19 protein-coding genes and 3 pseudogenes are annotated in these 24,186 nt (G+C 67.2%); 7 read left to right on the top strand and 15 right to left on the bottom strand.

What is annotated here, in order from left to right; all coding sequences use genetic code 11:
• Positions 1–104 precede the first annotated feature (104 nt).
• The 4 genes from GobsT_RS16550 to GobsT_RS16565 form a co-directional block, all read right to left on the bottom strand.
• On the bottom strand, positions 105–857 hold the full coding sequence (locus tag GobsT_RS16550) for a PIG-L deacetylase family protein (protein WP_010049079.1): 753 nt from the start codon (positions 855–857) through the stop codon (positions 105–107).
• A 112-nt stretch (positions 858–969) separates the two neighbouring features.
• Positions 970–3,285 (bottom strand): hypothetical protein, encoded by a 2,316-nt coding sequence (locus GobsT_RS16555; protein WP_010049081.1) that lies wholly within the window; start codon positions 3,283–3,285, stop codon positions 970–972.
• A 154-nt stretch (positions 3,286–3,439) separates the two neighbouring features.
• Positions 3,440–5,878 (bottom strand): ABC transporter permease, encoded by a 2,439-nt coding sequence (locus tag GobsT_RS16560; protein ID WP_010049084.1) that lies wholly within the window; start codon positions 5,876–5,878, stop codon positions 3,440–3,442.
• A gap of 174 nt (positions 5,879–6,052) precedes the next feature.
• Positions 6,053–6,979 carry an ABC transporter ATP-binding protein gene (locus tag GobsT_RS16565; protein ID WP_010049086.1) on the bottom strand — a complete coding sequence of 309 codons (927 nt, stop codon included), beginning with the start codon at positions 6,977–6,979 and terminating at the stop codon, positions 6,053–6,055.
• A 370-nt stretch (positions 6,980–7,349) separates the two neighbouring features.
• Here GobsT_RS16565 and GobsT_RS16570 point away from each other — a divergent pair, with 370 nt between their 5' ends.
• Positions 7,350–8,192 (top strand): hypothetical protein, encoded by an 843-nt coding sequence (locus GobsT_RS16570; RefSeq protein WP_010049088.1) that lies wholly within the window; start codon positions 7,350–7,352, stop codon positions 8,190–8,192.
• A gap of 284 nt (positions 8,193–8,476) precedes the next feature.
• Here the strand turns inward: GobsT_RS16570 and GobsT_RS16575 are convergent, their stop codons facing one another.
• Complete coding sequence (locus GobsT_RS16575; protein WP_029600846.1) at positions 8,477–10,012, bottom strand: MlaD family protein; 1,536 nt, start codon at positions 10,010–10,012, stop codon at positions 8,477–8,479.
• Positions 10,013–10,117: 105 nt separating this feature from the next.
• Positions 10,118–10,687: a hypothetical protein gene (locus GobsT_RS16580; protein ID WP_010038894.1), complete on the bottom strand. Its 570-nt coding sequence runs from the start codon at positions 10,685–10,687 to the stop codon at positions 10,118–10,120.
• A 271-nt stretch (positions 10,688–10,958) separates the two neighbouring features.
• Between GobsT_RS16580 and GobsT_RS16585 the strand changes: the two genes are divergently transcribed.
• Both GobsT_RS16585 and GobsT_RS16590 read left to right on the top strand, forming a co-directional pair.
• Positions 10,959–11,582 (top strand): OB-fold protein, encoded by a 624-nt coding sequence (locus GobsT_RS16585; RefSeq protein ID WP_010038896.1) that lies wholly within the window; start codon positions 10,959–10,961, stop codon positions 11,580–11,582.
• A 12-nt stretch (positions 11,583–11,594) separates the two neighbouring features.
• Positions 11,595–12,233 carry a hypothetical protein gene (locus GobsT_RS16590; protein ID WP_148087766.1) on the top strand — a complete coding sequence of 213 codons (639 nt, stop codon included), beginning with the start codon at positions 11,595–11,597 and terminating at the stop codon, positions 12,231–12,233.
• Here GobsT_RS16590 and GobsT_RS16595 read toward each other — a convergent pair.
• On the bottom strand, positions 12,190–13,629 hold the full coding sequence (locus GobsT_RS16595) for a DUF1501 domain-containing protein (RefSeq protein ID WP_029600847.1): 1,440 nt from the start codon (positions 13,627–13,629) through the stop codon (positions 12,190–12,192). The genes GobsT_RS16590 and GobsT_RS16595 overlap by 44 nt on opposite strands.
• A gap of 145 nt (positions 13,630–13,774) precedes the next feature.
• Positions 13,775–15,154, bottom strand: coding sequence for a transposase (locus GobsT_RS16600; RefSeq protein ID WP_010038902.1), 1,380 nt, complete (start codon positions 15,152–15,154; stop codon positions 13,775–13,777).
• Positions 15,155–15,208: 54 nt separating this feature from the next.
• Between GobsT_RS16600 and GobsT_RS16605 the strand changes: the two genes are divergently transcribed.
• On the top strand, positions 15,209–16,033 hold the full coding sequence (locus GobsT_RS16605) for an IS5 family transposase (RefSeq protein ID WP_010038832.1): 825 nt from the start codon (positions 15,209–15,211) through the stop codon (positions 16,031–16,033).
• 18 nt (positions 16,034–16,051) lie between these two features.
• On the opposite strand, the gene GobsT_RS16610 is transcribed toward GobsT_RS16605, so the two are convergent.
• From GobsT_RS16610 to GobsT_RS16625, 4 genes and pseudogenes are all read right to left on the bottom strand, one after another.
• A complete protein-coding gene (locus tag GobsT_RS16610) occupies positions 16,052–16,636 on the bottom strand; it encodes an ISAs1 family transposase (protein WP_109570957.1) in 585 nt (194 codons plus the stop codon).
• Positions 16,524–16,781, bottom strand: a complete 258-nt coding sequence (locus GobsT_RS16615; RefSeq protein WP_010038903.1) for a hypothetical protein — start codon at positions 16,779–16,781, stop codon at positions 16,524–16,526. Before GobsT_RS16615 ends, GobsT_RS16610 begins: the two co-directional genes overlap by 113 nt.
• A 49-nt stretch (positions 16,782–16,830) precedes the next feature.
• Positions 16,831–18,264, bottom strand: a complete 1,434-nt coding sequence (locus tag GobsT_RS16620; RefSeq protein ID WP_162097345.1) for a transposase — start codon at positions 18,262–18,264, stop codon at positions 16,831–16,833.
• 108 nt (positions 18,265–18,372) lie between these two features.
• Positions 18,373–18,744 (bottom strand): annotated as a pseudogene (locus GobsT_RS16625) (transposase family protein); the annotation flags it as partial.
• Positions 18,745–18,832: 88 nt separating this feature from the next.
• Between GobsT_RS16625 and GobsT_RS40490 the strand changes: the two are divergent.
• Entirely contained in the window at positions 18,833–19,555 is a 723-nt protein-coding gene (locus tag GobsT_RS40490) for an ISAs1 family transposase (RefSeq protein WP_010038908.1), read from the top strand.
• Positions 19,556–19,583: 28 nt separating this feature from the next.
• On the top strand, positions 19,584–19,979 hold the full coding sequence (locus GobsT_RS40495; RefSeq protein ID WP_261340048.1) for an ISAs1 family transposase: 396 nt from the start codon (positions 19,584–19,586) through the stop codon (positions 19,977–19,979).
• Between the two features lie 2 nt (positions 19,980–19,981).
• On the opposite strand, the gene GobsT_RS16640 is transcribed toward GobsT_RS40495, so the two are convergent.
• On the bottom strand, positions 19,982–21,139 hold the full coding sequence (locus tag GobsT_RS16640; protein ID WP_010033207.1) for a transposase: 1,158 nt from the start codon (positions 21,137–21,139) through the stop codon (positions 19,982–19,984).
• 570 nt (positions 21,140–21,709) lie between these two features.
• Here GobsT_RS16640 and GobsT_RS16645 point away from each other — a divergent pair.
• Positions 21,710–21,961 (top strand): annotated as a pseudogene (locus GobsT_RS16645) (DUF6444 domain-containing protein); the annotation flags it as partial.
• Positions 21,962–21,994: 33 nt separating this feature from the next.
• Here the strand turns inward: GobsT_RS16645 and GobsT_RS41090 are convergent.
• A pseudogene (locus GobsT_RS41090) lies at positions 21,995–23,167 on the bottom strand (IS3 family transposase).
• A gap of 64 nt (positions 23,168–23,231) precedes the next feature.
• Positions 23,232–24,131 carry a hypothetical protein gene (locus GobsT_RS16665; RefSeq protein ID WP_010038923.1) on the bottom strand — a complete coding sequence of 300 codons (900 nt, stop codon included), beginning with the start codon at positions 24,129–24,131 and terminating at the stop codon, positions 23,232–23,234.
• Positions 24,132–24,186 lie beyond the last annotated feature (55 nt).

The following is a 24,186-nucleotide window of genomic DNA, read 5'->3' on the forward strand; positions in this document are numbered from 1 at the left end:
CGTTTCAAGTTCCAGGTTCCAAGTTCCGCGCGAACCTGAAGGCACACGAATGGGCCGGAGCTTGTGCCGCACGGGTTCTCAACTTGGAACGACTGGAATTGGTATCACACCGCGCCGAGCAGTTCCTTAAGGATGTTGTTCGCCGGGTAACTGTGCCCGAGGTGCTGCCGGAACCCTTCCGCGAACGCCACGCCGGCGGCGGCCCCCTGCGCCGCCCCCCACTCGCGCATCGAGTCCACCAAGTTGTCGACCCCGTGGTGCTTCCGCAGCCACGCCCGCTGGCTCTCGTGGCACTCCAGCATCCGCCCCTTGTCCGCGATCACCGACGAAATGTCGATCCGGAACGCCGGCTTGATCGGCTGCCCGAACGCGTCGCGGCCCTCGAGCGGGTCGCAGTAGAACAGGTGCGGGATGTGCGCGACGGGCGGGTGCAGGTGCCGCCCGTGAAGGAAGTTGGGGATCGGGGCTGCGAACGTGGCCGCCCGCACCAACTTGCTCGTCTGCTCGTGGTCCAGGTGGTAGTCGTCCGGGCTGTGCGTGAACACCACCGCCGGCGCCACCGCGTTGATGAGCCGCACCACCTTCTCCAGCGCCGGCTCGTTGTACACCACCCTCAGGTCACGCTCCTCAAGGCAATGGTACGCTGCCCCAATTGCGTTGGCCGCGGCCCGCCCCTCGCCCCGGCGGATGCGGGCGATCTCTTCGGGCGTGTGCTCTGCGGAGCCGCAGTCGCCCGGGGTCATGGTGGCCACGTGGACCGTCCAGCCGTGCTCCTTGTGGAGCCGGACGAGGGTGCCGGCGCAGAGGAATTCGGCGTCGTCGGGGTGCGCGAGAACGGCGAGCGCGGTGCGGTTCATGTCGGGTGAGTCGTGCAAATGGGCAGGTGGGGTGTGGTGAGATGAGTGTTGTACGAACCGCGGGCCGCGGAGGTGACCCCGCGGCCCGCTGGCGTGCTTCGGTGTTCGCCTTTTACGGCTGATGCGGTTGCTCTTGCGGCGTCGCACCCGGCTGCGGCGCCCCGCCGGCCGCGATGCCCGCCGGCTGCTTGCGCGACACGCCCTGCTTCTGCCGCACCGACTCCTTCATCGCGTCACTCACCCACGGCCCGCCGTCCGGGGCCGTCGACCCGACGAACGGGGACGAGAAGCTCTGACCGGACACGTTCTCGACCACGTACCACTTCAGCTCCTCGCGGTTCCCGCTGGGCCACAGCGGGTCCGCTTCCACCCGCGGCTCCTCGGGGCGCGGGTCCGGCTTGTCGTCGGGCTTGCGGGTCCGCTGCCGCTCCTCCCACTGCTTGAGTTCCGCGGCCCACTGCTTGCGGCGCTGGTCCAGTTGGGCCTGGTACCACTTGTCCTGCATGGGGAAGGGCAGGCTCAGGAACGGCACCACCGACTGCGACCCGCCGGCCAGCCGGTCGGCGTACTCGCGCACCCGCTCGTCGTCCTGCACCAGCAGCCGCTGGTACGCCATCTCGAACTCGCACGTCTCCTCTTCGGTCCGGTCGGACCGCTCGGGGCGGTGGAAGGTGGGGTTGGCACGCAGCACCTCTTTCCACTGGGCCAACCCGTTCCCGTACAACTGGATGGCGAGCGGCGGGTTACCGATTTTGCGGGCCTGCTCGGCCTTGTAGAGCGTCTTGCGCGCGGCCACCGTCTCCCGCTTCTGCTCGGCGTTGGCCGCGGCGACGAAGTACGGGAAGTTGGTCACCTGCCGGTTCGAGGCGTAGTAGTCGAGGGCGGTCTTGGCCACGTACCGCTTGCGCAGGTCCTCGTCGTTGTACTGGTCCTGGGTCAGGTCGCCGGGGATCGAGCCCGGGTCGGTGGCCTGCGCCCGGAGTGTCTGGTACCGGGCCGGGTCGACGGACAGGCCGTAGTCGGCCCCGTGCCGGTTCCACAGCTCGGCCGCCTTCTGCCACTCGACCAGCGACCACGCGCGACCGGCCCCGGCCACTACGCCCTTCGGCCGCGAGGGGCGGTCCGGGTCGTCCGCGAACCACAGCTTCGACGGCTCCGCGGTCGGGTCGTCGACCTGCCAGCCCTCCTCGTCGAACCACCCCTCCTTCTGCTCCATCTCGGCCTGGTAGCTCTGAGCCCGGGGCGCACCCTGTCGGAAGATCACCATCGCCGGCAGCCGCGGGACGCGGTGCTTCGCCGGGTCGTGCCCGAACTGGCCGGCCCGCGGGGTCGGACCGGGCACCGGCTGCCCCTGGGCGTCCTTAATCTGCGGGGGCAAAAGCAGCAGCGAGTAGCTGAACCAGGCCCGGGCCGCTTTAAATGCGGTGAAGTACCCGCCCGCGGTGGACAGCTCGGTCTTGGTCTCCATCTTGGGGTGCGCTTCGTTCGACTCGGTGAACTGGTCCGGCAGGGCAGGGAACTGCTTGTCCTTGTCGGCCAGCTCGTTCTTGTACTCGCGCGTGCCGTCCACCCGGTACACCACCCGGTACCGCGACGGCACCTCGTAGTTGGTTTCCAGGAACTGCACCACCTCCTGCGGAGTAGCGCGGCGCAGCTTCTCGGCGGCCTTTTTGTCGGTGTACCGCTGGTCCTCGCCGCGGAGCCGCCGCACGAGGTGCGGGTAGTCCTGGCAGAACGACTCGAACACGTCGTACCGGAACTTCTTGGTCTCGGGGTCCACGAACCGCCGCGGGTCGCGCTGCTCGGGCGGGATGCAGCTCAGGTCGAACAGGCACCGCAGCACCTCCACCTGGTCCGACACGCCGAACTTGTTCTGGTAGTAGAAGGCGATCTGGTACCGCATGTCCGGGGACCGCCGGTTCTGCCGCTCCCCCTTGGCCAGCAGCTCGATCCCGCGGGCGATGTAGAAGTACATGTCGCCGGACCCGTGCATCTCGACCGACACGTTGTACGCGATGTTCCAGCTCTGGAAGATCCAGGGCGTGATGAAGTTGGGCTGCAGCTTGGTGACCGCCTGCACCCGCTGCTCGAACTCGTGGAAGTCGTTCCGCCGCTGCTTGTCGATGGCCGACAGCCACAGCCCGGTGACCACGAACCCGCGGCTCCCGGTGAGGGTGAGCCGCAGCGCGCTGCCGACGACCTCGGCCTCGCTCTCCTCGGGGTTCAGCTCCCACACCTCCAGGCGCTGGGCCTGGCTCTCGATGGTGTGGGTGCCGGCCCACCGGAACGGGGCCGCGGCGCTGGCGGTGCTGAGCCGCAGCGGGAGCGGGATCACCCCGCGCCAGTACAGGCTGACCGTGAACAGCACGAGGATCGCGCCGAGGTAGCTCGCCTTGCGGATCGTCGCGGCTCGTTGCAGGGGGTTCATTCGCCACCAGAGGACAGAGGACAGCGATGAGAAGGTCGCGGCCAGACGACAGAGATCAGGCAACAAAATGCAGCGGTCAGGGCAAGAACAAACAGGGCCGGCGCCAAAGAACCGCACCGGCCTCTGTTCTCAGTCCTCTGCCTTCTGACCGCGACTACGCGGCCACCTCGCGGTTCCGCATTAAATAGTACGCGAGTACGGCCCAGGGCAGCAGGTAGCCGGCGGTGACCACCAGGTTCACCACGAGGTACTCGGCGTTGATGTTGAAGCCCTCCGCCACGAAGTGGCCCCAACTGAAGGACTCCACGTCCGGGATCAGGTTCTGGAACCGGCGGAAGAACCACGCCGCGATCTTGTCGCCGAACATCAGCGCCCGCGTCCCGGCCGAGTCGGTCACCTGCGCGGTGGACTGCTCCGCCTTCACGATCTGCGAGAGGCTCTGGAACGGGCCGCCGATGTTCCGCCCCGTCGCCAGGTCGGTCAGGTGGTCGGTGAACAGCCCGATGATGTAGATGCCAGCGGACAGCAGGAACGCCAGGATGCCGCTGAGGTACGTGCTGGCCGCGACCGCCACGCCGATGAACATGCACAGCCGGCACCAGAGCCCGATCATGCTCTTGAAGAAGTTCACCTCGTAGCGCAGCTCGTTGCGGAGCAGGTACAGGTCCGGCTCGGCCATCCCGAGCAACTGGCCGGGGCTCTCGCACTTGACGTAGATCGCGAGCCGCGGCAGCGTCTGCCCCCGCTCGTCCTTGCCCGGAGTGCCCTGGTTGGCGCTGCGGAACAGCCCGGCCGGCACCTCAATGCCCATGACCGTGTAGTCCAGCACCCGCTTGCCCCGGAGTTCGAAGAACCCGAACTCCTCGGCGAGCGCGCTGACGGCCTTCCACGCCGGGGTCCCGGGCCGCGGGTCGGACACGTTCGCCGGCTCCGTCGTAACCAGCCCGTCCGCTTCGGTCACCTTGACGCCGTTCGCCTTGAGCTTCTCGGCCAGGCTCTTCATGCGCTGGGCCAGCCGCAGCTCGGCGCGCTCCTGGTCCGTCTTGGGTTCGCCGCCCTTGAGGCGGGCCGCGAGCCGCGCGTCGATCAGCGCCCCGGTGAGCAACCGTTGGACCGCGGCGGCGTAGTCGGCGCCCTGGTCGGCGTCCACCCACCGCCACTCGGCCCCCTCCTGCTTGGAGGGCTGGCGCTGGGGCGCGTTGTGGGTGGCGATGGTGAAGTTCGTCAGCACCCCCGCGTCCTGCTCGCCCTTGGTCATCCGGTACACGTCGAAGGTGAACTCGAGCGGCACGCGGTCCCCTTCGGGGCGCTCCAGGTCGGTCGGCACGGTGGCGAACTTCCAGATGCCGCGCTGGGGGGAGTCCGGGTGCCCGGCGATGTACCGCCGGTAGTCGAACTCGCGGCCCACGTTGGTGCCCTCGAAGTCCTTCTTCTCCTGCCGGTCCTGGGCCAGCATGCTCTTGAACTCGAGCTTCCCGCGGTGCGGCACCCGGGCCTTGTACGTCTCCGCGCGGGCCTGCGGGGACACCGACGTGTTGGCGATCAGCGCCACGCTAATGCCGGTGAGCCCGAGCAGCACCAGGGTCATCAGCGACACGTACCCGATGAACCGCCCGAGCACGATCTCGAACCGCTCCACCGGCTTCGAGACAATGGTGAAGATGTTCAGGCTCTTGATGTCGTCCGGGATGCCCAGGGCGGCCAGCAGCACGCCCGGCACCAGGCACAGGATGCTGAGGACGAACGTGATCGTGCCGGTGGTGTTCCGCAGCTCGTCGCTCGGCTTGCTCGGGAAGAACCACTGCCACGGGAACAGGGCCGGGAGCAGGATGATGAGGAACACCCACAACACCCGCTTGCGGATCACCTCTTTGAAGCTCAGCTTGGCGATGGCCCACACCGGCCCTTCGGCCTCGAACAGCATGAGTACGGCGAGCGCCGCCAGCGCCACCCCGGCGCCGACCGCCAGCAGCCACGCCCAGATGGCGGTCAGTTGCGGCGCCCCAATGGCGAACAGCACGGCGCCGACCGCGAGGTACGCCGCGACCGCACCGCCCACGGCGATCAAGAGGCGCCGGCTCATCAGCCCGGTCGTGTACGTGCCGAGAGCGTGACCGAACCGCTTGGCCCCGGACGAGTTGAACGACACGTTGCGGCGCAGGATCTTGTACAGGTCTCGCACGAACGGCTCGCACAGCCCGAGCAGCGAGAACAGGCCGCCGATCATGAGGGCGATGGCCTGCGCCTGACCGTGCCAGACGGGCAACTCGGGCTTGGGCGACTCGCCCGGCGGGGGAGGGGGGGGCACCGGCACTTCCCCCTTCTTAAAGATGATGAGCGCCAAGTAGATCGCGTAGCTCACCAGCGCCAGGGCCGCCATGCCGAGCATCCAGGTGGACACCGGGACGCGGAGCCGCTCGGACTCGGACTTGTCGGTGGGGGTCGCGAGGGCGTACAGCAGGTACACGGCCAGCCCGACGGCCGCGAACCCGCCGGCGTCCTGGAGCCACGCCTGTACGAGGCCTTGGAGTTCGGCGTACCCCCACGGGTCGCCCCGGTCCAGTTGCAGAATGCCGAACAGCGGCGCCGTCATCGAGTCACCCTTGAGTCCGGGATGAGAACCCCGGCGATTCCCGATACGCGAACCCTGAACCGTTAGATCCGCACGGGCGGCGTGCCGCCCGAACGCCCCGAGCCCGACGGGGTTCTTGTTACATCACGTCGCTTCGGACCCGCTGCTCCGACCGCGGGCCGAGAACCCGGCGGCTCACGCCTTCGGCGGCACCGCGGTGTTCTGCATCGCCTCTTCGGGCGGCAGGTACCGGCGGCCCGGCCGCGCCCGCGACTCCTCGATCACCCGCAGGAACAGCTCTTCCAGGGTGCTGGCGGGGTGTCCGAGCGTCTCGAGCGTGCCGCCGTACTTCTTGAACAGCGCCGCCAGTTCGGCCTTCAGCTCGGGGGTCTCCTTGACGCTGCTGGCCCGCACCTCGAGCCGCGCGGCGTCCTCGACGAGAGTCGACACCTTGCCGAGCGTCTGGAGGTCCCCGTTGTAAAGGATCGCGATTCGCCCGCACACGTCCTGCACGTCCTCCAGCCGGTGCGAGCACATCAGGATGGTTTTGCCCTTCGCCTTCAGATCGAGGATCAGGTCCTTCATCCACCGGGTGCCGAGCGGGTCGAGGCCCGAGGTCGGCTCGTCGAGGATGATGAGGTCCGGGTCGTTGATGAGCGCCTGGGCCAGCCCGATGCGCTGGCGCATGCCCTTCGAGTATTCCTTCAGGATGCGCTTCTTGTCCGCAGACAGCCCCACCCGGTCGATCAGCTCGGCCGCCCGGCGCTTGCGGGTGTCGGGGTCGATGTTGAACAGCCGGCCGTAGAAGTCGAGCGTCTCTTCCGCGTTGAGGAACCGGTACAGATACGACTCTTCCGGCAGGTACCCGATGCGCTCGTTCTTCTCGACCTTCGCGGCCGGCTCGCCGAACACGAACGCGTCCCCGGAGGTCGGGAACAGCAGCCCGAGCAGCAGCTTGATGGTGGTGGTTTTGCCGGACCCGTTCGGCCCGAGCAGCCCGAAGATCTCGCCTTTGTAGATCTTCAGGTCGAGCGCGTTGAGCGCGGTCTTCTTCTTGCGGCCCCAGAAGTCGCGGTACACCTTGGTGAGGTTGCGGGTCTCAACGACAACGTCTTCGGCCATTTCCAAGCACTCCGGGCGCCGCACGAGCCGATTTAGGGGGTGTACCCAGTTGTTACGTACCGGCCCGCGGGCCGGTTCGCCGATATGCTAGGAACCCGCCCCGGGGTGCGGCGAGGCGCGTCCCGCAGTGTCCCGCAAGCGTTTGCGCCCAAGAGCCGCTTGCGCGACCGCAAAAACGTCCCCGAGCCGGAACGACCCGCAGCACCGGACCTGCTCGACCGGCCGGCACCCGCATTCCGCGCCTCTCCGCGCCAACCTGTCGCTCGCCCCCAACGCCGGTTCATCGGCGCCGGTTATGACCGTAGGCGCTGAGCCTGCGCGAGCGATACAAAAGAGGACGAACGTGTCGGCGAATCCCGGAGGGTGGCAGATGAAGCGGTACGGAGTCGGCGCGGTCCTCTTCGGGTTCGCCCTGTCGCTCGCCGGCTGCGGGCCGGAAAAGGTGCTGCCGACCGACCTCCTGAAGCCCGGCAGCGGCCCGGTTCCGTCGCCGGTGCCCACGAAGTCTGATCCCGAGGCCCTGGCGGTTATCGACCAGGCCGTGAAGGCGTTCACCGGCGGAAAGCCGGACCTGCTCGCGAAAGGCAAATACTGCCGGGTCGCGATGAAGGGGCTGATGTACTCGGTGGACAGCTCTAATCAATCGGACGCGGTGCGAACGTACGCCGCCGCGTGGCCGGACCGGCTCCACGTCACCAACGACAGTGAATCGTTCGGAAGTAAGCGGGCGGTCGCTTCCTGGCTCCGCCGCCCGGAGTTCGTGATCACCAGCAACGGAACCGAGGTGCGCCCGCCGAACCCGGCCGAGGTCGAGCAGAACCTCGCCAGCGATCTGGTCGGGCAATTGTGGATGGCGTTCCTGCTCCCGGCCACCGATCCAAAAGCGGTCGTGTTCGACCCGCAGACCATCAGCCTCGACAGCCGCGAACTCAAGCTGGTGAAGCTCTCGCTCGGCGAGTACCCGGTGTACCAACTCTTCTTCGACACGAAATCGAACGCGCTGGTGCGGGTCGAGTACACCATCACCGCAACCGGCGTCCCGCGGCGCACGACGATGATCTTTGCGGAGCACAAGCCGGGACCGGACGGGTTACTCCTGCCGTACCGCCTGGAGTGCCTCCACAATAAGTCGGTCGTCGAGAAGTGGACGGTCGAGAAGTGGGAGTTCCCGGAGACGATCAAGGACGACGAGTTCATGCCGAAGAAGAAGTAAGCAAGAAGAGATTGGCCACAAAAACGCACAAACGGGAACCAGAAACGAAGACGAATGAGAGCAGAAGAGGATTAGCCGCAAAAAAGCACAAAGGGCACAAAAGAAAACCAAAGACGAAGACAATAGAGGAGCGTTTTAAACTCACTATTCTGTCTTCGTCTTTGGTTTCTTTTTGTGCCCTTTGTGCTTTTTTGCGGCTAACATCCTGCCTTCAGTCTCTTCGTCTTTGGCTTCTTTTTGTGCCCTTTGTGCGTTTTTGTGGCCAATCCTCTTCTTGCTTGCTTCTATGGCGGATAGCCCTGAACCGGCGGCGGTTTGCCGTTGTTCTGTGGCTCGAGCCACGTCGGACCACTGAACGGGCGGGCCGACGACGCCGGCGGCCAGTCCGGGCGGTAGCTCGGCGTCCCGGGCAGCTCCTTCAACCCGCCGCTGCCGCGGAGCGCGCCGCCGACCCCGATCAGTTCCGGGCGGCGGGCCACCTTGTCCGCGAACACCTCCAGGTCGCGGGTGATCTTCTCCGAGCGCGCCAGGATGCGGGCCAGCGAGCCCGCGGCCAGGTCGAGGTTCTGGTACACCGTGGGGTCGCTGATGAGCTTCTGAACTGTGCCGTTCTCCTTGCCGAACGCGTTCACGATTCCGCGGATCTCCGCGATCAGTTTACCGAGCTGCTCGGCGGATTCCGCGACCCCCTTCACGAGCCCCTCCGAGCGTGCCGCGAGCGGTCGGGTCACCGCCCGCACGTCCGCCACCACCTGCCCCACTTCTGTAACTCGGTCGTCGATGTTCTTGACCGTCTTTTCAGCGCTGTCCAGTAAGGTGCCGAGCGCGCCGGCGAACTTGACCACGTTCAGCGCCACCGAGTTGAGGTTCTTGAGCAGTTCCGCGAACTGTTTGCGGTTCTCCGGCGACAGCACGTCGTTCACGTTATCGAACGCCGTCCGCGCCCCCTTCACCGCGGCCGCCACCTCGGGCTCCAGGCGCTTGACGGCGGCACGAACGTCGTCCACCGCCGGCTTGATGGTGCGGAGCGCGTCCTGGGCGTCGCGGAAGAGGGTCTTCAGGTTCGGTTCTTCGGGCACGAGCGGGGGTTGGGTCGAGACGAACCCGACGGGCAGCTCCGCGCCGATCGGAGCCGCCCCCGGCGCGGGCGGTCCCTTGGGGGGAACCGGACCGTCGGGGCCGAGAATGTTCTGAATCTTGGCGTTGGTTTTGCGCAGCTCGGGGATGAACGCGCGGACGTCCTTGAACAGCGCGGTCGCCTCGTCGGCGGTGGCCTCGATCCGCGGGCCGACCTCGCTCAGCCGTTCCAGTTTCTCGAACGCCTTGGTCATGCGTTCGAGCGACTGCTGCGCGTTCTGGAGCGCGTTCGACGCCGGGGCCACGAGGCTCCGCGGGGTGATCGGCGTGACGCCCGGGATTTCGCTGCCCGGCGGCCAGTCCTCCCCGCGCGGAACGGGCTGGCTGTCGGGACCGAGCTTCGGAAGGAAGTCCACCGCGGTGTCGCCGCTGAGCAGCCCGCGGGTGATGTGCGCTTCTTCCGACTTCCGCGGCAGGTACTTGCGGTCGAGTTCGATGCGCACCCGCACCTGCCCGCTCTCGGGATCGAGTTCAACCCCCGTGACCTGGCCGATGCGGACGCCCGATTTGCGGATCGGCGTGCCCGGCCCGAGCCCCGGCGCTTCGGAGAAAAGGACCGAGTATTTGACGTCGGACGAAAACACACGGGGCGTGCCGCCGAATAGTACGACGAGGCCCGCGAGCGCGAGCAGCGACGCGCCCATGAACAGCCCCAACCGCATCCGTAGCGCACGCTCGGCCATTACATTTTCGTTCCAGGTTTCAGGTCCCGAGTTCCCAGCCCGTTAGAGGTAACAGAAGGCGAACCAGGTGCCTGTTAACTTGAAACTCGGAACCTGTAATTGTCCCTAGCGACATTCCCGGATTCGCCGCAGGATCTGCTGCTCGAGGGCGTAGTCGCGCCCGGTGCGGATCCAGCCACCGTTCCCGGCCGTTTCGGCCGTAACCACTTCCACCTGCCGGTCCACGGTGGGCGCCTCCTGGAACACCGCGTTGCCGATGGTGGCGCGGGACGGCCGGGGCACGTCCTCGAGTTCCTTATCGACGACAACGTACACCAGATACCCGCCGCGCTCCCCGGCGCGGATCTCGACGCTGGCGGTCTGGCGGGTGCTCTGGAAGGTGGCGAGCAGCCGCAGCCGCGGGTCCGGGTTGCCGGCCTTCCAGAACTGCTCGTACCCGGGCGCCACCCGCGGCTTCGTCGTGATGCGCCCCTCGTAGGGGTTGGGGGTGTTCAAATCGAAGTAGTCGTCGAGCACCTCCACGCACTTCTCGAACACCTCACGGTACGACAGCGCGGTGGGCTGACCGGGGGACACGAGCACCGGGTTCTCGACCTCGGCGCGGCGGACCGCGACGGGGTTGTCGAGCGGCGGTGCGGTGGCGCACCCGACCGGCGCGAACACGGCACACGTCATTATTACAGCGACACCGGAAGGGCGCGTAACGACTCGCCGCGTGGTCATTCGTAACGTCCCTCGGCATCAACTATTTCCGGTAGCGGCGGCGGTATGCCCGAGACCGCCGCGCCGGTCAAGACGGGTTGCGCAGCCCGCGCGCCGAGCCGCGCGGGTGGCGCCGTGAAGTTTGCGTACGGGTCAATCGCGGGTGTTGCACCGGCCCCCGGGGTCGGATAGCCTTTTCAAAAATACCGTGCGGGTCGAGCCCCACATCCTCACGAGATGCCCCGTGGCCAAGACGTGTCCCAGTTGCGGGTACAGCCCCATCGGATCGTTTACCGACAACTGCCCGCTCTGCGCGGAGCCGGTCGGCTCGGCTTGTGGCCGGCGGCGCTCGTGCGGCCCCGACGAAACCGGCGCGCTGTCGCCCACGGCCCGCCGGGCCATCGGCGGCGGTTTCCTGGTGATGTTCGTACTTGCCGGGTGCTACGGACTGGGAATATGGGGCGGCAACCGCACTGACCGGGACGTCGAACGGCAGATGGCCGAGGTGCGGGCGCAAATCGAAGCCGACCGCAAAATCCGCACCCTCGGTGTTTCTGCCACGCAGCTCCTCCAAGAGTTCCAAACCGATCCGACCGCCGCGGACCAGAAGTACCGCCGCAAGTACCTCGAAATCGACGGCGTGATCGAGCGCAACGGCACCGACCGCGAGGACGACACCCCGTTCCTGGTGTTGCACGCCGGCGACGACGGCGCCAGGCTCCGGATCGAGTGCTTCTTCGACATGGCAGACGAGGACGAAGAGTCACAACTCAAGCGACTGAAAAAGGGCGACCGGGTGACCGTCCGCGGCGAGTACGGCGGGCAGGTCAGTAACGTGCACGTTCGGGCCTGCACGCTGGCAAAGTGACCTGCGGCCGTGATGAATCTGCTTTACCCGACTCTGAGAGCGAACCAACTGGCCCCGATGGCCCGGGTTTCGCTCTGTTGCGCACTCGTCGCGGGCGCCTACGGCGCGCTGCACGATCAAATCAGCTACGCCATCTCACCGGAGTACTTCACGAAATTGAAGGTGCACCAGTTCGCCTACGCGGACTTCGGGTGGCCGCCCCGGGCGTTCGCTTCGGTGGTCGGGTTCCTCGGGACGTGGTGGGTCGGGCTGCTGGCCGGGTGGTTCTTGTCCCGGGTCGGGCTGATCGAACTTCCGCCCGAGCGGCGCCGGCGGTGCCTGTTTCGTGCGTTCGGACTCGTGCTGTCCGGGGCGGCCGTCGGTGGACTCGCCGGCGCCACCGTCGGTGTTGCCACCACCTGGGACGGCGACCTCCGCGGCTGGCAGCATTGGCGAACCGAGATCGGCATCGAAGACCTGCGCGGGTTCGCGATCGTAGCCCAGTTGCACGCCGGAGGATACCTCGGCGCACTGGCCGGTGCGATCTGCGCCTTCATTGATGTGCGCCGCCATCGCGCCCGCGCGGAAGGGAAGGGGAGCGCCCCTGGGCACGAGCCGCCGGGCACAGCTACGCCAGCGCCTTATCGACCACCACACCGCCAACATCTGTGAGGCGCTCGTCGCGCCCGCTGTGCCGGTACGTCAACTGCTCGTGATCCAGACCCAGCAGGTGGAGAATGGTCGCGTGGAAGTCGTTCACGGAAATCAGGTCATCGACCGCGTTCAGCCCGAACTCGTCGGTCGTGCCCACGGTGGCCCCGCCCTTGGCACCGCCACCGGCGAGCCACATCGTGTAACCAAGTGGGTTGTGGTCGCGGCCCTTACCGCCCTGGCTGTTCGGCGTCCGTCCGAACTCGCTGCACCACACGACCAGCGTGTCCCTGAGCATCCCCCGCTGCTTCAGGTCCTTTAACAGCGCCGCGATCGGCCGATCGACGTGCCCGCACATCTTCTCGTGGTTGGCGTTCACGTCGTCGTGGGCGTCCCACTGCGTCACGATCGGCCCGCCGCCGCTGTACACGGTGACGAACCGGACGCCCCGTTCCACGAGCCGCCGGGCGAGCAGGAGGCGCGTGCCGAAATCCGCGGTGGCCTTCTCGTCGAGGCCGTAAGCCTTCTTGGTCGCCTCGGTCTCCTTCGCGAGATCGACCGCATCGGGCGCATGCCGCTGCATCTTGAACGCCAGCTCGTAGCTCGCGGTGCGGGCGTTCAGTTCCGCGTCGGCGCCCGCCTGTGCGGCGTTGAGCTTCTGCACGAGTTCGAACTGCCGCCGGTTCTGTTCCGCGCCGGTGTCCGCGGGCGGCTGCAAGTTGATGATGGGGTTCGGCCCGCGACGCATCAGCGTGCCCTGGTAAACGGGCGGGAGGAACGCGTTCGACCAGCACGGCGCGCCGCCCTCGGGCACGCCCTCCGGCTGCGGCATGACGCAGTACGCGGGCAGGTTCTCGTTCACGCTTCCCAGACCGTAGGTGACCCAGCTCCCGAGGCTCGGCCAGCCCATCAGGGTGCGTCCGCTGTGCAGCTCGTACATTGCCGGCGCGTGAACCGTGTTGCTGCACCAGCACGACCGCAAGAAACAGATGTCGTCGGCGCACGTCGCGAGGTGCGGCATGAGATCGGACACCTCCGCGCCGCTCGCGCCGTGCTTCTTGAACGTTCGCGTGCTGGGCAGGATCACCTCCTGCCCGGTGGTGAACTGGCTCTTGGGCCGCCCCGTGGACTCCGGGAGCGGCTTGCCGGCCCACTTGGCGAGCGCGGGCTTCGGGTCGAACAGGTCCATCTGGCTCGGGCCGCCGACCATGAACAGGAAGATGACGCGCTTGGCCTTCGGCTCGAAGTGCGGCTTCTTCGCGGCGAGCGGGTTTACGACGGGCGCGCCCCGCGGCCCCGCCTCGGCGCCGCGGGCGTCGCGCGCCAGGAGGTAGTTCAGCGCGATCCCGCCGAGCCCGCCGCCGGACCGGAACAGGAACTCGCGCCGGGACGCCGCGTGCGGGAAGTGGGTGTTCATGTCGCCAGCGTACACGGCCCGTAACGGACGTGCAAGAACGCGGAACCGGTGCTTCCACGCCGACCGGTTCACACCCGGCGCGGAAGCACCTGTACTCTGCATATGGAGGCGGCGCGTCACTGCTGCGCACATCTGATGCGTGCCGTTATGTCCGACCGTTTGGCGGCTTCGGCTGGAGCAGCTTGTGAATCGAGGTGTGCCCCCCAGACTTTCGCGGCGGAGGCTTCTCCGGTCGCGGCTTCTGGTTCGGCACCTTGGCCCACTTCGGCGACCATTGCGTGGAGAGCAACTCTCGCACGCGACCGCGCACCCGCTCATCGCCGCCCGGCACCGGGAGGGCGGCGGTCACCTCGTCGAGCGTCAGCACCTCGTGCAACCCGATCAACTCACGGGTCATGTCCGCGAGCGCCTGCTCGGCGGACACATCCTCAACGGGCGTGGGCTCGGGGCGACCGGCCGTGATGTACGCTCGCACCAGTTGCAGCACGTTGAACAGTACCAGGCACAGGGCCCCCTGGAACACGGTCGCGGGCGGACGGCACCCGATCAGTCGTTGCAGGTGGAGCACCTCGGTGATCTGTTGGAACACGTTCTCGATTTGCCACCGCGTGAGGTACACCGCCAGCAGATCGGCGCCGGGGTGCCGTCGGTCGTCGAGCCGGTCCGTAATCACCCCCACGTCCTCGTCGCCCGGGCGGATCAGGGTGACCCGTCGCACGTACAACCGGCGCTCCCCTTGCCCTTCGGCCCCGAGCCACCCCCACTCCTGACGAACCGCGCGGCCGTCATCATCCGTGCCCGTGACCGGGGCCCGCGTCGGGTCCGGGTGGAACCCCGTGTTGTGCCCGTACCGGACCGCGAAGTGGTCTCCGTCGGCGGCGAACCGACGGGGCTGGATCAGGTCGCAGAACTGGCGGTCGGCCACCCACCGCCGTGGCCCCGTCACCACCTCACGGACGGTCGGCAACAGAGCCGGAATGGACCGGATGTCATTGGCCTCCCCGTCAACATCGGCAGCCAGACCGACCGCCACGCCCTCGGCGGGTAGGTACGCGACCAGCAACTTCCCGCCGTATAGTTTGCCCGGCTGGTTCCGGGTCGGGAGCAGCCGCTTGGCCACCCTCTTGATCTTCTTCCCATCGACCACCACCACCGACAGCCCGCTCAGGCTGGCCGGCACAGCGGCCGGCCGGGCGTCCGCCGGGAGCAGCGGGCGGAGGCGCGGGGTGAGGGTGGTAAGGAGGGCCTCGGCCAGCGGCAACGGGAGGCGCGCGAGTTTGCCGTACACGGCCCGCACTTGGCACGAGATCTGGTTCCGCTGGACCGCGTCGAGGATGGCCCCGCGACCGTGGCCCCGGTACCGGGTGAGGGCGTCGGCGAGCACCCGGACCAACTCGGCGAAGGTGAGCTGGTCCTCGTAGCACCGACCCCGATACCGGTCGAACAGGTCCGCGAGGACGGCGTCCGAGGCGAGGTACCCCCATACGGTGTAAAACGCCTCGGCCAGCGGTAGGCGGTGTAGCACCAGGGCTACTCAGTGACTGTCCCATATGTGGCGGTTGGGTGGGTAGAATGGTCCATGCGAACCCAATCCTACCCGAGCGACGTGACCGACGAGCAGTGGGGGCTCATCGAGCCACACATCCCCGTGTACCCCGGCGGCCGTCCCCGCACCACCGCCCTGCGGGACGTCACCGACGCGGTCTTCTACGTGCTGCGGACCGGTTGCCAGTGGCGGTACCGGCCCAAGGACTTCCCGCCCAAGTCCACGGTCGGGCGGTACTTCGACGAGTGGCGACACAACGGCACCCGCGACACGATCCATGACCTTCTCCGCAAAAAGGTCCGCACCGCCGAGAGGCCGTACTCGCCCCGGACGACCGCGAGCGTGGATAGCCAGTCGGTGGACACGACCTCCGGCGGCGAGGAGCGGGGCCGGGACAACGCCAAGAACGTGGACGGGCGGAAGCGGCACATCCTCGTGGATTCCATGGGGTTGCTGCTGGCCGTGCTGGTGACGGCCGCGAGCGTCGATGATGCCAAGGCGGCGGCCGAACTGTTCGGCCGGCTGGACGAGCAACCGATGGGGAAGGTGCGCCGGGTGTTCGCCGACCGCAAGTACCACAACTACGCCCTGTACGAGTGGGTCGAGACGAACGCCCGGTGGGAGCTGGTCATCGTCCGCCGCCCGGACGGGGCCAAGGGGTGGGTGAAGTTACCGCGGCGGTGGACGGTGGAGCGGACGTTCGCCTGGCTGGGGACGTGCCGGCGGTTGTCCAAGGACCGGGAGAAGACGGTGCGGTCGTCGGAGGCGTTCGTCAAGTTGGCCATGATCCACCTGATGCTCAACCGGCTTGAGCCGAAAGGGGGCGACGCCGAGTTTCAATACCACACGGTGGCATAAATCTCACATATGGGACAGTCACTCAGAGATTGAAGCCGGGGCGTTGAGCAGGTCCAAGGCGAGGTCGGGGCGAGCGACCATGGCCCGGGTTGCCGCCGCCACACTGGGGTGTTCGGTGTTCCGCAACAGGTACACCGCGACATTCCGCAGCGACGCCAACGCGCGTGGGGCCGGACCGCGCCGCACCCGGCACCGGTCCTCCCCGAGCGTCACGTCGCGGGTGTAATGCAACCCGTTCTCGATACCCCAGTGGCCGCGCGAGTAACCTAACAGTGCACCCGCGTCGGCCGCCAACGTGCTGAGGCTGGTGATCCCGTACACCACCTCCACCGTGGCCTTCCCGTTCGCCTTCCGCCGCCGCTCGAGCCGGAACGCCTGTCCCACACCCGGCCAGTTGCTCAAGTACCCGTTGAGCCACGTGGTGGTGGTAATGGTCCGCCGCTCGACACGCCCGTGTCCCTTGCCTTGGTCGGTTGCCGTGCCCGCGTGTTCAGCCCACTGTGCCTGAACCGAGGGGGGAAAAGCCGCCCGACTCGGCGGCGAACGCGGTCTCGATGTCCCGCCGCAGTTCGGACTGGTTCCCCTTGGCGTAGAGGATGTAATCGCCGCCCTTGTGGAGTACCTTCGCGCACACGTCGGCGTGGGTGAAGATGGCGTCGCCCGTGACCACCGACCCGCCCAGCGGGGGCAGCACGTCCAGCAACCGCAGGGCCGCCTGGTGCTCGTTGGTGGTGGCTTCGACGGTCATCTGAGCGATCACCCCGGAGGCCTGGGGGCAGTGCTGTGCACAACTGAGTTCAGGGATCCTCGTTGGGCTTGTGGGCTTGTCGACGCCGTTGGACGGAGGTGTGTGCCCCCTTCTGTTTCGCGGCGTGCGGGTGGGCACGGGGCGCCTTGTTGCGTGTCTTGTCCCAGCCCGGCTTCCACATCGTGCCCAATAACTGATCCAACAACGTTCCCACACTCTCTGCCGTCTGATCCGTCGGGATCAGGGACACGATCATCGACACCTCGACCAACTCCTTGAGCGCGGCCAACTGACGATGCCAGTCCGTGCAGAACTGCGCCGTCGAGAGGTCGTCGATGGTCACCTTCCGCTTCGCAACCACATAGCCCTGGAGGACCTGCACCACGTTCGCGAGGACGAAACACATCGACGCCTGAAACACGGTCGCCTCCGGTGTCGAACCGATGAACCGACCCAGGGCGAAGATCGCCGTCACCTTTTGGAACGTGCCTTCGATGGTCCACCGGATGCGGTACAGGTCCAACAGATCGGTCGCCGGGTATGGGGCCGAATCGAGCAGGTCCGTGAGGATTGTAATCGCTTCGCCCACCGGGCGCGCGACGGTGATCCGCCGGACGTACCGGCGGAGCTTGTCCTTGGGCTTCCCGGCCCACCCCCATTCTTCGACCACGGCTCGTTGGGATGGGTCCGCGGTCGTGACCGCGGGGCGCTTCGGGTCGGGTTCGAACGACAGGGTCCGCGCGTACCGCACCACGAAATGACCATTGTCCTTGGTGAACTCGGCGAAGTGCTTCGACGCACAGAACAACCGATCCCCGACCACCAGTTTCGCCGGACCGCCTCGGGCGTGCACTCGGGGCATCAAATCGGGGATCAGTTTGGCCTCGTTGGTTTCGCCATCGAGATCGGCCGCCATGTCGAGCACCAACCCGTCACGGGGCCGGTACGCCACGAGCAGTTTTCCGCCCAAGAGCTTGCCCGGTGTGCCCCGCGTGTCGACGAGTCGCTTGGCCACCTTCTTGAGACTCTTGCCGTCGAGGATCAGAACCTCCAGGCGGTCGAAGGAGGTCGGAAGGCGGTGCGCGACGACCTCGGGGAACAGGGCGGTGAACCGGTCGGTGACGTCCCGCAGGAACGCTTCGCTCAGGCCCCGGGGGATGCGCCGGAGCTTGCCGTAGAACGCTTCGTGGCACCCGTCGTCGGGTTGCCGGTGGCGTCGCAGGTGGGCCTGCCGCCCCGAGCCCTGGTGTTCGATGAGCGCATCGAAGATCCAGGTGACCAGTTGGGCGAAGGTCACGACGTCCTCATAGCCGCGTCCCCGATGTCGCTCGTAGAGGTCCGCGAGGACCGGGTCGGGAACGCCATAGGCGAAGAGTGCGAGCGACGCGTGGGCCAGTGGCAGGCCCTCCAGGACCTGGCGCGCGAAGTCCGTGGGCGCGTGCGGTTGGGAGCGTGGGACGCGCTGATGAGGTGGCAGAATCACGGTGACCTCCATGTCCCGGGTCGCGGACCCCGCACCACCCCGCGTCCCACGACCACTCGGTTAACCCCAATTTCGTCGCAGTGAAAACCCTAAATCAGCAATCCGCAATCAGTTATACAAATCCAAGATGTGCATAGCACTGGCCTGGGGGGCGTACGCGGCCAGCAGGTGGGTACCCGGTACCGCCCCGTCCCGGGACCCACACAACCGCTTCCCGTCCAACGCGATGTGGTCCCACCCGTCCGGGTGCCGATCCCCGAGCCATGCACCGATGATCCGGTCCAGGTGGTCGGCGTCCAACTTCCGCAGCAACCCGGCGATGGTATTGGCGCACGGCATGTTGCCGTTCTGGAACCCCAGCGCATGGCCCAACCGCTTCGGCCGCAGCCGACCGAACTGCGAGATGGCCTCGGGCGTGGTATGCCCGGCCATCACCGCCACCAGGCACAGAGTCAACAGCCCCACCAGCGGGTACTGGCGCCCGTGGCAGGGCCTTTCCTTATTTCACCTTGCTTACACGAGGGAACGTGGCTATATGGGGCGCCTTCTCGCAGCCAGGAAGGTACCCATGTCTCCTTGCACCCTGGTCGATGCCCTGGCGGCGGTTCCCGATCCCCGCAGCAAGCACGGCCTTATCCACCCACTCGCCCCCTTCCTCGGACTCGTCGCCCTCGCCATGCTCATGGGGCGCACCAGCCTCAATGGCATCGCTCGCTTCGGGCGACAGCACGGACCCGCCCTCGCCCATGCCCTCGGCTTCCGACGCGGCAAGACCCCGGCCGTTTCCACGCTCTCCCGCACCCTGCGACGCTTCGACGCCGACCAACTGGAGCACGTCCTCTCGTACTGGATCGCCAGCCGCGTCGACCCGGCCGCCTTCACACACATCTCCATCGACGGCAAGACCCTTCGAGGCTCTCGCAACGGCGCGATCCCCGGTCAGCACCTGCTGGCCGCATACGCCCCCACCGTCGGTGCCGTACTCGCCCAGGTCAAGGTCGATGCGAGCACCAACGGGCACAAGGCCGCCTTGACGCTCCTCGGCATTCTGCCGCTGCGAGGGAAGGTCGTGGTCGGCGACGCCATGTTCTGCCAGCGAGACCTGGCCGAGGAGGTGGTCGAGGCCGGCGGCGACTACGTGCTCACGGTGAAGGACAACCAACCCGGATTGGGGATCGACATCCGAGCCGGGTTCGCCTTCGAGACCGCCGCCCGATCGATCGCGGCGGCCACTTCCCCCTGGGGATCGGCCTCCGCCCGCCCCGAGCCGCATCGCCACGACCGTCGATAAGGGTCACGGCCGCATCGAGAAGCGGACGCTGCAAACGACCTCGATTCTGACGTGCTCGCCGACGTGGGCGGGGGTGAAGCAGGGCTTCCAGTTGACGCGTGAGCGGACGGTCCGAGGCCAAACGACGGTCGAAGTGCATTTCGGCATCACGAGCCTGTCGGCCGAGAAGGCGGATGCGGCCACACTCCTGAACCATGTGCGGACGCACTGGCGCATCGAGAACGAACTGCATTACGTGCGTGACGTGACACTGGGCGAGGACGCGTGTCGTGTGCGCATGGGGCACGCACCACAGGTGCTGGCGGCGCTGCGGAACGCCGTGGTGCACCTGTGGCGTGAGGTCAAGGCGGTGAGTTGCCCGGAGGCGATCGAGCGGCTCCAGATGGACCCGGCAATGGCCAAGGGACTTATCGGAGTTCAGTAGTTTCAAGTTGGCGGCTTGGTTTTGTTGGCCGATCGTGCAGTAGTAATGGACTTATTTTCGCCATCTGTAGGTGCCAGCCCATCGGCCAACAGTATCAGGCATACCGCCGCCAGTGTCCACCCGAGGCCGCGGGCTGAGCGGGACCACAACCAGGCGTTACGCAGGATCAGCCCGACGGCGACCCACAGGAGTCGCACGACCCCATCGGTGGTCGAGGTCCGGGGCCGAACCTGCCCCAACTGGCGGTAGCTGCTCTCGATCCCGAATCGGGTCCGGTACAGGTCCCGAATCGCCACCGGGCTCCCGCTCACCCGCCACGCCGCGTACAGTAACTTCTTGCTCCGCCGGCCCCCGGTCCGCCGGTACCGGTAGCTCTTGTGAGCGATCACCACGTGCACCCGCACCGAGGTGCCCCGATCCGCGTGGGTGTACGCATATCGACCCGCGCCCCGCCGCCGCACGGCCCGCAACCCGACCCCCTTCACCCCGGGCCGGGGCTTGCGGCCCCGGACCACGGCCGGGATCACGAACGGCACACCCCGCGCCTGGAGCAACCGCATCACCGCGATCGAGAAGAACGCCTTGTCCAGCAGCGCGACCCGGACCGTAACCCGTGCCGCCGTCACCTGATCCAACAGCCGGGTGAGCACCGCGGTCATCGGCTCCTTCTCGCCCACGGCCGTCAACCCGAGCGTGTACCGGTCCGGTCCCCCGACGAGGCACGCGGTGGCGTACGTGTGGAACGTGTGGGTGCCGCCGGCCCCCTTGGACCGGGTGGTGTCCCGGTTCGGCGTCCCGAAGTACCCGATCCGGTGGTAGTCGATCGCGACCCGAGCCGCCCGCTTCCGCTTGCCGAGCGGGGCGTGGAGGGCCGGCCGCAACCGCCGCTCGAGGGTGCGGCGCCGCTTGGGCAGCGTGAGGTACAAGCAATCCCAGATGGCCTGCCCGGACGGGGCGTCGGCGATCGCGGCACAGGCCGCGGCCACCGAGCGGGCGAACGCCGCGGCGAACAGCACCACCCGCCACACCACCTCGGGTGTACAGGTGCGGCGACGCTTGGGCAGTTGGACCGCACGGCCGAGCCAGTCGGTCAGGACCGGACGGAGGTGCCGGGTGGCGTGGGCCGGGGTGGCTCGGATAGACTGACGTTTGGGTCGCATGGGGGCTCCGACAGTGGAGGCGTGGTAACCACCATTGACCGGTAAACCCATGCGGCCCGCTACTCATAAATCGCCCAACTTGAAACTACTGGAGTTACGTAGAGTGAATCAAGGAAAGGCCCTGGCGCCCGTGGCGGCTCCGCGGGTCCGGTAACTCGGCCAACCGCTCGACCAGTGACCCGGGCATTGGCGACTCCCAAATGAGGAGTCGCTCACATACCCAAATGCAGCACCTTGCCCAAGGTCAATCCGTGCGTAGCCCTGGGTGTAGCACTTCGGCGGAGAAACCGTTCGCCGCGGACGCCGTCCCGGTTGCGGATGGCACGACAGATCCTCAACGTCCTGATGGGTCAAGACGTTATAGCCCAAGCCAGATGTGCGCAGCAGTGGGCGGCACGTTCCGTCGCGCCACTGTTCGCCGTGAAACCGCGGATCGGGTAAGCTGGACGGCAGGTGGCTTACCCTCTGTAAGCGTTCACGGGCGATTTGCCCGGTGTTTTTCTCGTGCCTTTTGAGCCCTTTCCGTGGGCGGTTGCCACTGGCGAGCGGGTTCTGTAATCGGCTAACGCCATGGCACCTGTTCCTCAACCGCCAGACCTCCCAGACGACCTGCTACCTCACGTGGTAGCGTATATCCGGGCACTCGAAGCCACAATTGCTCAACTCACGGCCCAGGTCCGCGGGCTCACGGCCCAGGTCGCGGAACTGATCGCCCGTCTCAACCAGAACTCGACCAACTCGTCGAAGCCCCCGTCGTCCGACGCCCCGCACGTGAACCCGGCCCCGCCCAAGGGGTGGGGATCCAAAAGTTCTGGGTATCAGGCGGTGAAGTTCCCCACGAAAAGTAGACAGGTTCTAGCGGTAGGTTTGGTTGTGCGTTCGTTCGTACTCATCTGGGGCAACGTCGCCCAGCGATGAGTGCCGGCGGACGCGGTTGTCGAACGCCTCGATGTACTCGACGATGCTCGCCTTGGCTTCATCGCGGGTGGCGTAGTCCTCGTCGTGAACCAGTTCCTTCTTGAGGCTTGCGAAGAACGACTCCATGGCCGCATTATCCCAGCACTTGACCCACACCGCTCATACTGCACGCGATCCGCTCCTCGCGCAACCGACGCTGATAATGCTCGCGGGCGTACTGACTGCCACGATCCGAGTGCGCCACCAGAGCCGAAGGCGAAGCCCCCTGGAGACGACGGGCCAGGGCCATCTCCAGCGCGTCCACCACCAACCGACGGGTCCTCGTCGGATCCATCGACCCGCCCACGATCCGGCGGCGGAACAGGTCTTCCACGACCGCCAGGTACAGCCACCCCTCGCGGGTCGGGATGTATGTGATGTCGGCACACCAGCGCGTGTTCGGCTCGTCCGGGTCGAACGCCCGAGCCAACACGTTCTCGGCCACCGGCAACCCGTGGTTGGAGTCCGTCGTCTGACGGAACTTGCGTTTGGTTTTCGCGGCAATCCCGGCCTCGCGCATCACCCGGGCCACGAAGTTCACGCTGCACGCGCGCCCGTTCGCCGCCAGCTCGGCGTGGATGCGCGGGCTCCCGTACCGGGCCTTCACCTGGGCGTGAATGGCCTTCACCTCTTCGGTCAACTCCTCGCGTCGGACCTCGGCGGCACTGGGCTCCCGCGACCGCCACGCGTAGAACCCGGACCGCGACACCCCCAGCACCCGGCACATCAACGCGATGGGCCACGCGGCCTTGCGTTCCTCGATCCCGGCGAAGGTCAGTTCATCTGGGTGACGAAGAACGCCGTGGCTTTGTTGAGGATGTCGCGCTCCATCTCCAGTCGCTTGACGTCGGCCCGGAGTTGTCGCAGCTCTTCTTCGACCGGGGTCAGGTGCCCCGATCCCGGGAACGCCTCGGCACCCTTCTTGAGGACCCCCTTCTTCCCGTCGTGGAGCCGGTTCTCGGTGACCCCGAGGCGGCGTGCCACCTCGGCCACGGAGAGCTTCTGCTCGGTAATCATCTGGACGGCTGAGAGCTTGAACTCCGCCGTGTACACCTTGCGCGTGCCAGCCATCGGTGTGTCTCCTTCTGTTCAGAGTTTACACCGCTTTCCCACTGTCCACCATTCGTGGGGAACTTCAGCGGGCCGGTCCGGGTACACCCACGAGGACCGGGGGACATCCGTCCGCAGCGGCCTGGTGATTGCGCACAAGAGCGACCGGCACCGGAAGACCGGGCGCCGGCGCAGTCAGAAGCTGATGTATGCGACGTGGCGGGTGACCGGTGCTCCCGTGCCGATCCGGGACCTGTATCGGACTCGGTTCGGGATCGAGAGCCGCTACCGCCAGTTGGGTCAGGTACGGCCTCGGACCTCGACCACCAACGGGGTCGTGCGGTTGCTGTGGGTGGCCGTGGGCCTGATCCTCCTCAACGCCTGGGTCCGGTTCCGAACCGAACGCGGCCCCGGGTGGACACTGGCTACCGCGGGCCTGATCGTGCTGGCTGAAAGCTTCGCATCGTCGGCAAGCACGCGCCAGCCACGGTCCGGCGTTCCTGAGGCAAACAGTCCCAGGCCGCCAACACGAAACTACTGGATTCAGGATGTCACGCCTGGTCCGCTCGCTCGGCAGGTCCGCAACCGCGTACCCCTTCTCGGTCTGGAGTCGCTCACACACCTCGCGGGCCGACAGGTTGGTGTACAGGTTGGTGTACCGGCGGTCGGACTTCAACTCCGGGTCGGCCTGGGTGTGGGGTTCGACCAGGTCGCGGATGTCGATGCCCAGTTGCGGGTTCGCGTCCTCGGACCGGGCCGAGCCTCGGGTGCCGAAGCTCTCGGCGCACCGGATGCCCGAGGCCCGCTCGTGCGGCCCGGTGTCGACGTTCGCCCGCCCCCAGCCGAACCGGCGTTCCGCCCGGCGGGCGCGGCCGGCACACAAGGCGCGGGTCACCTCGGCCTGGAACAAGCGGCGCCGGTGCCCGGTCGGGGACCGGGCCGCGAGGCGGAGCAAATCGTCGATGCTCGTGTCGGAGTCGTCCATGACTCGAACCAGGGTAACGGGTTGTGAGGCCGTCCATCATCCACATCCCCGAAAG

This window comes from Gemmata obscuriglobus, from assembly GCF_008065095.1.
Taxonomy (GTDB): Bacteria; Planctomycetota; Planctomycetia; order Gemmatales; family Gemmataceae; genus Gemmata; species Gemmata obscuriglobus.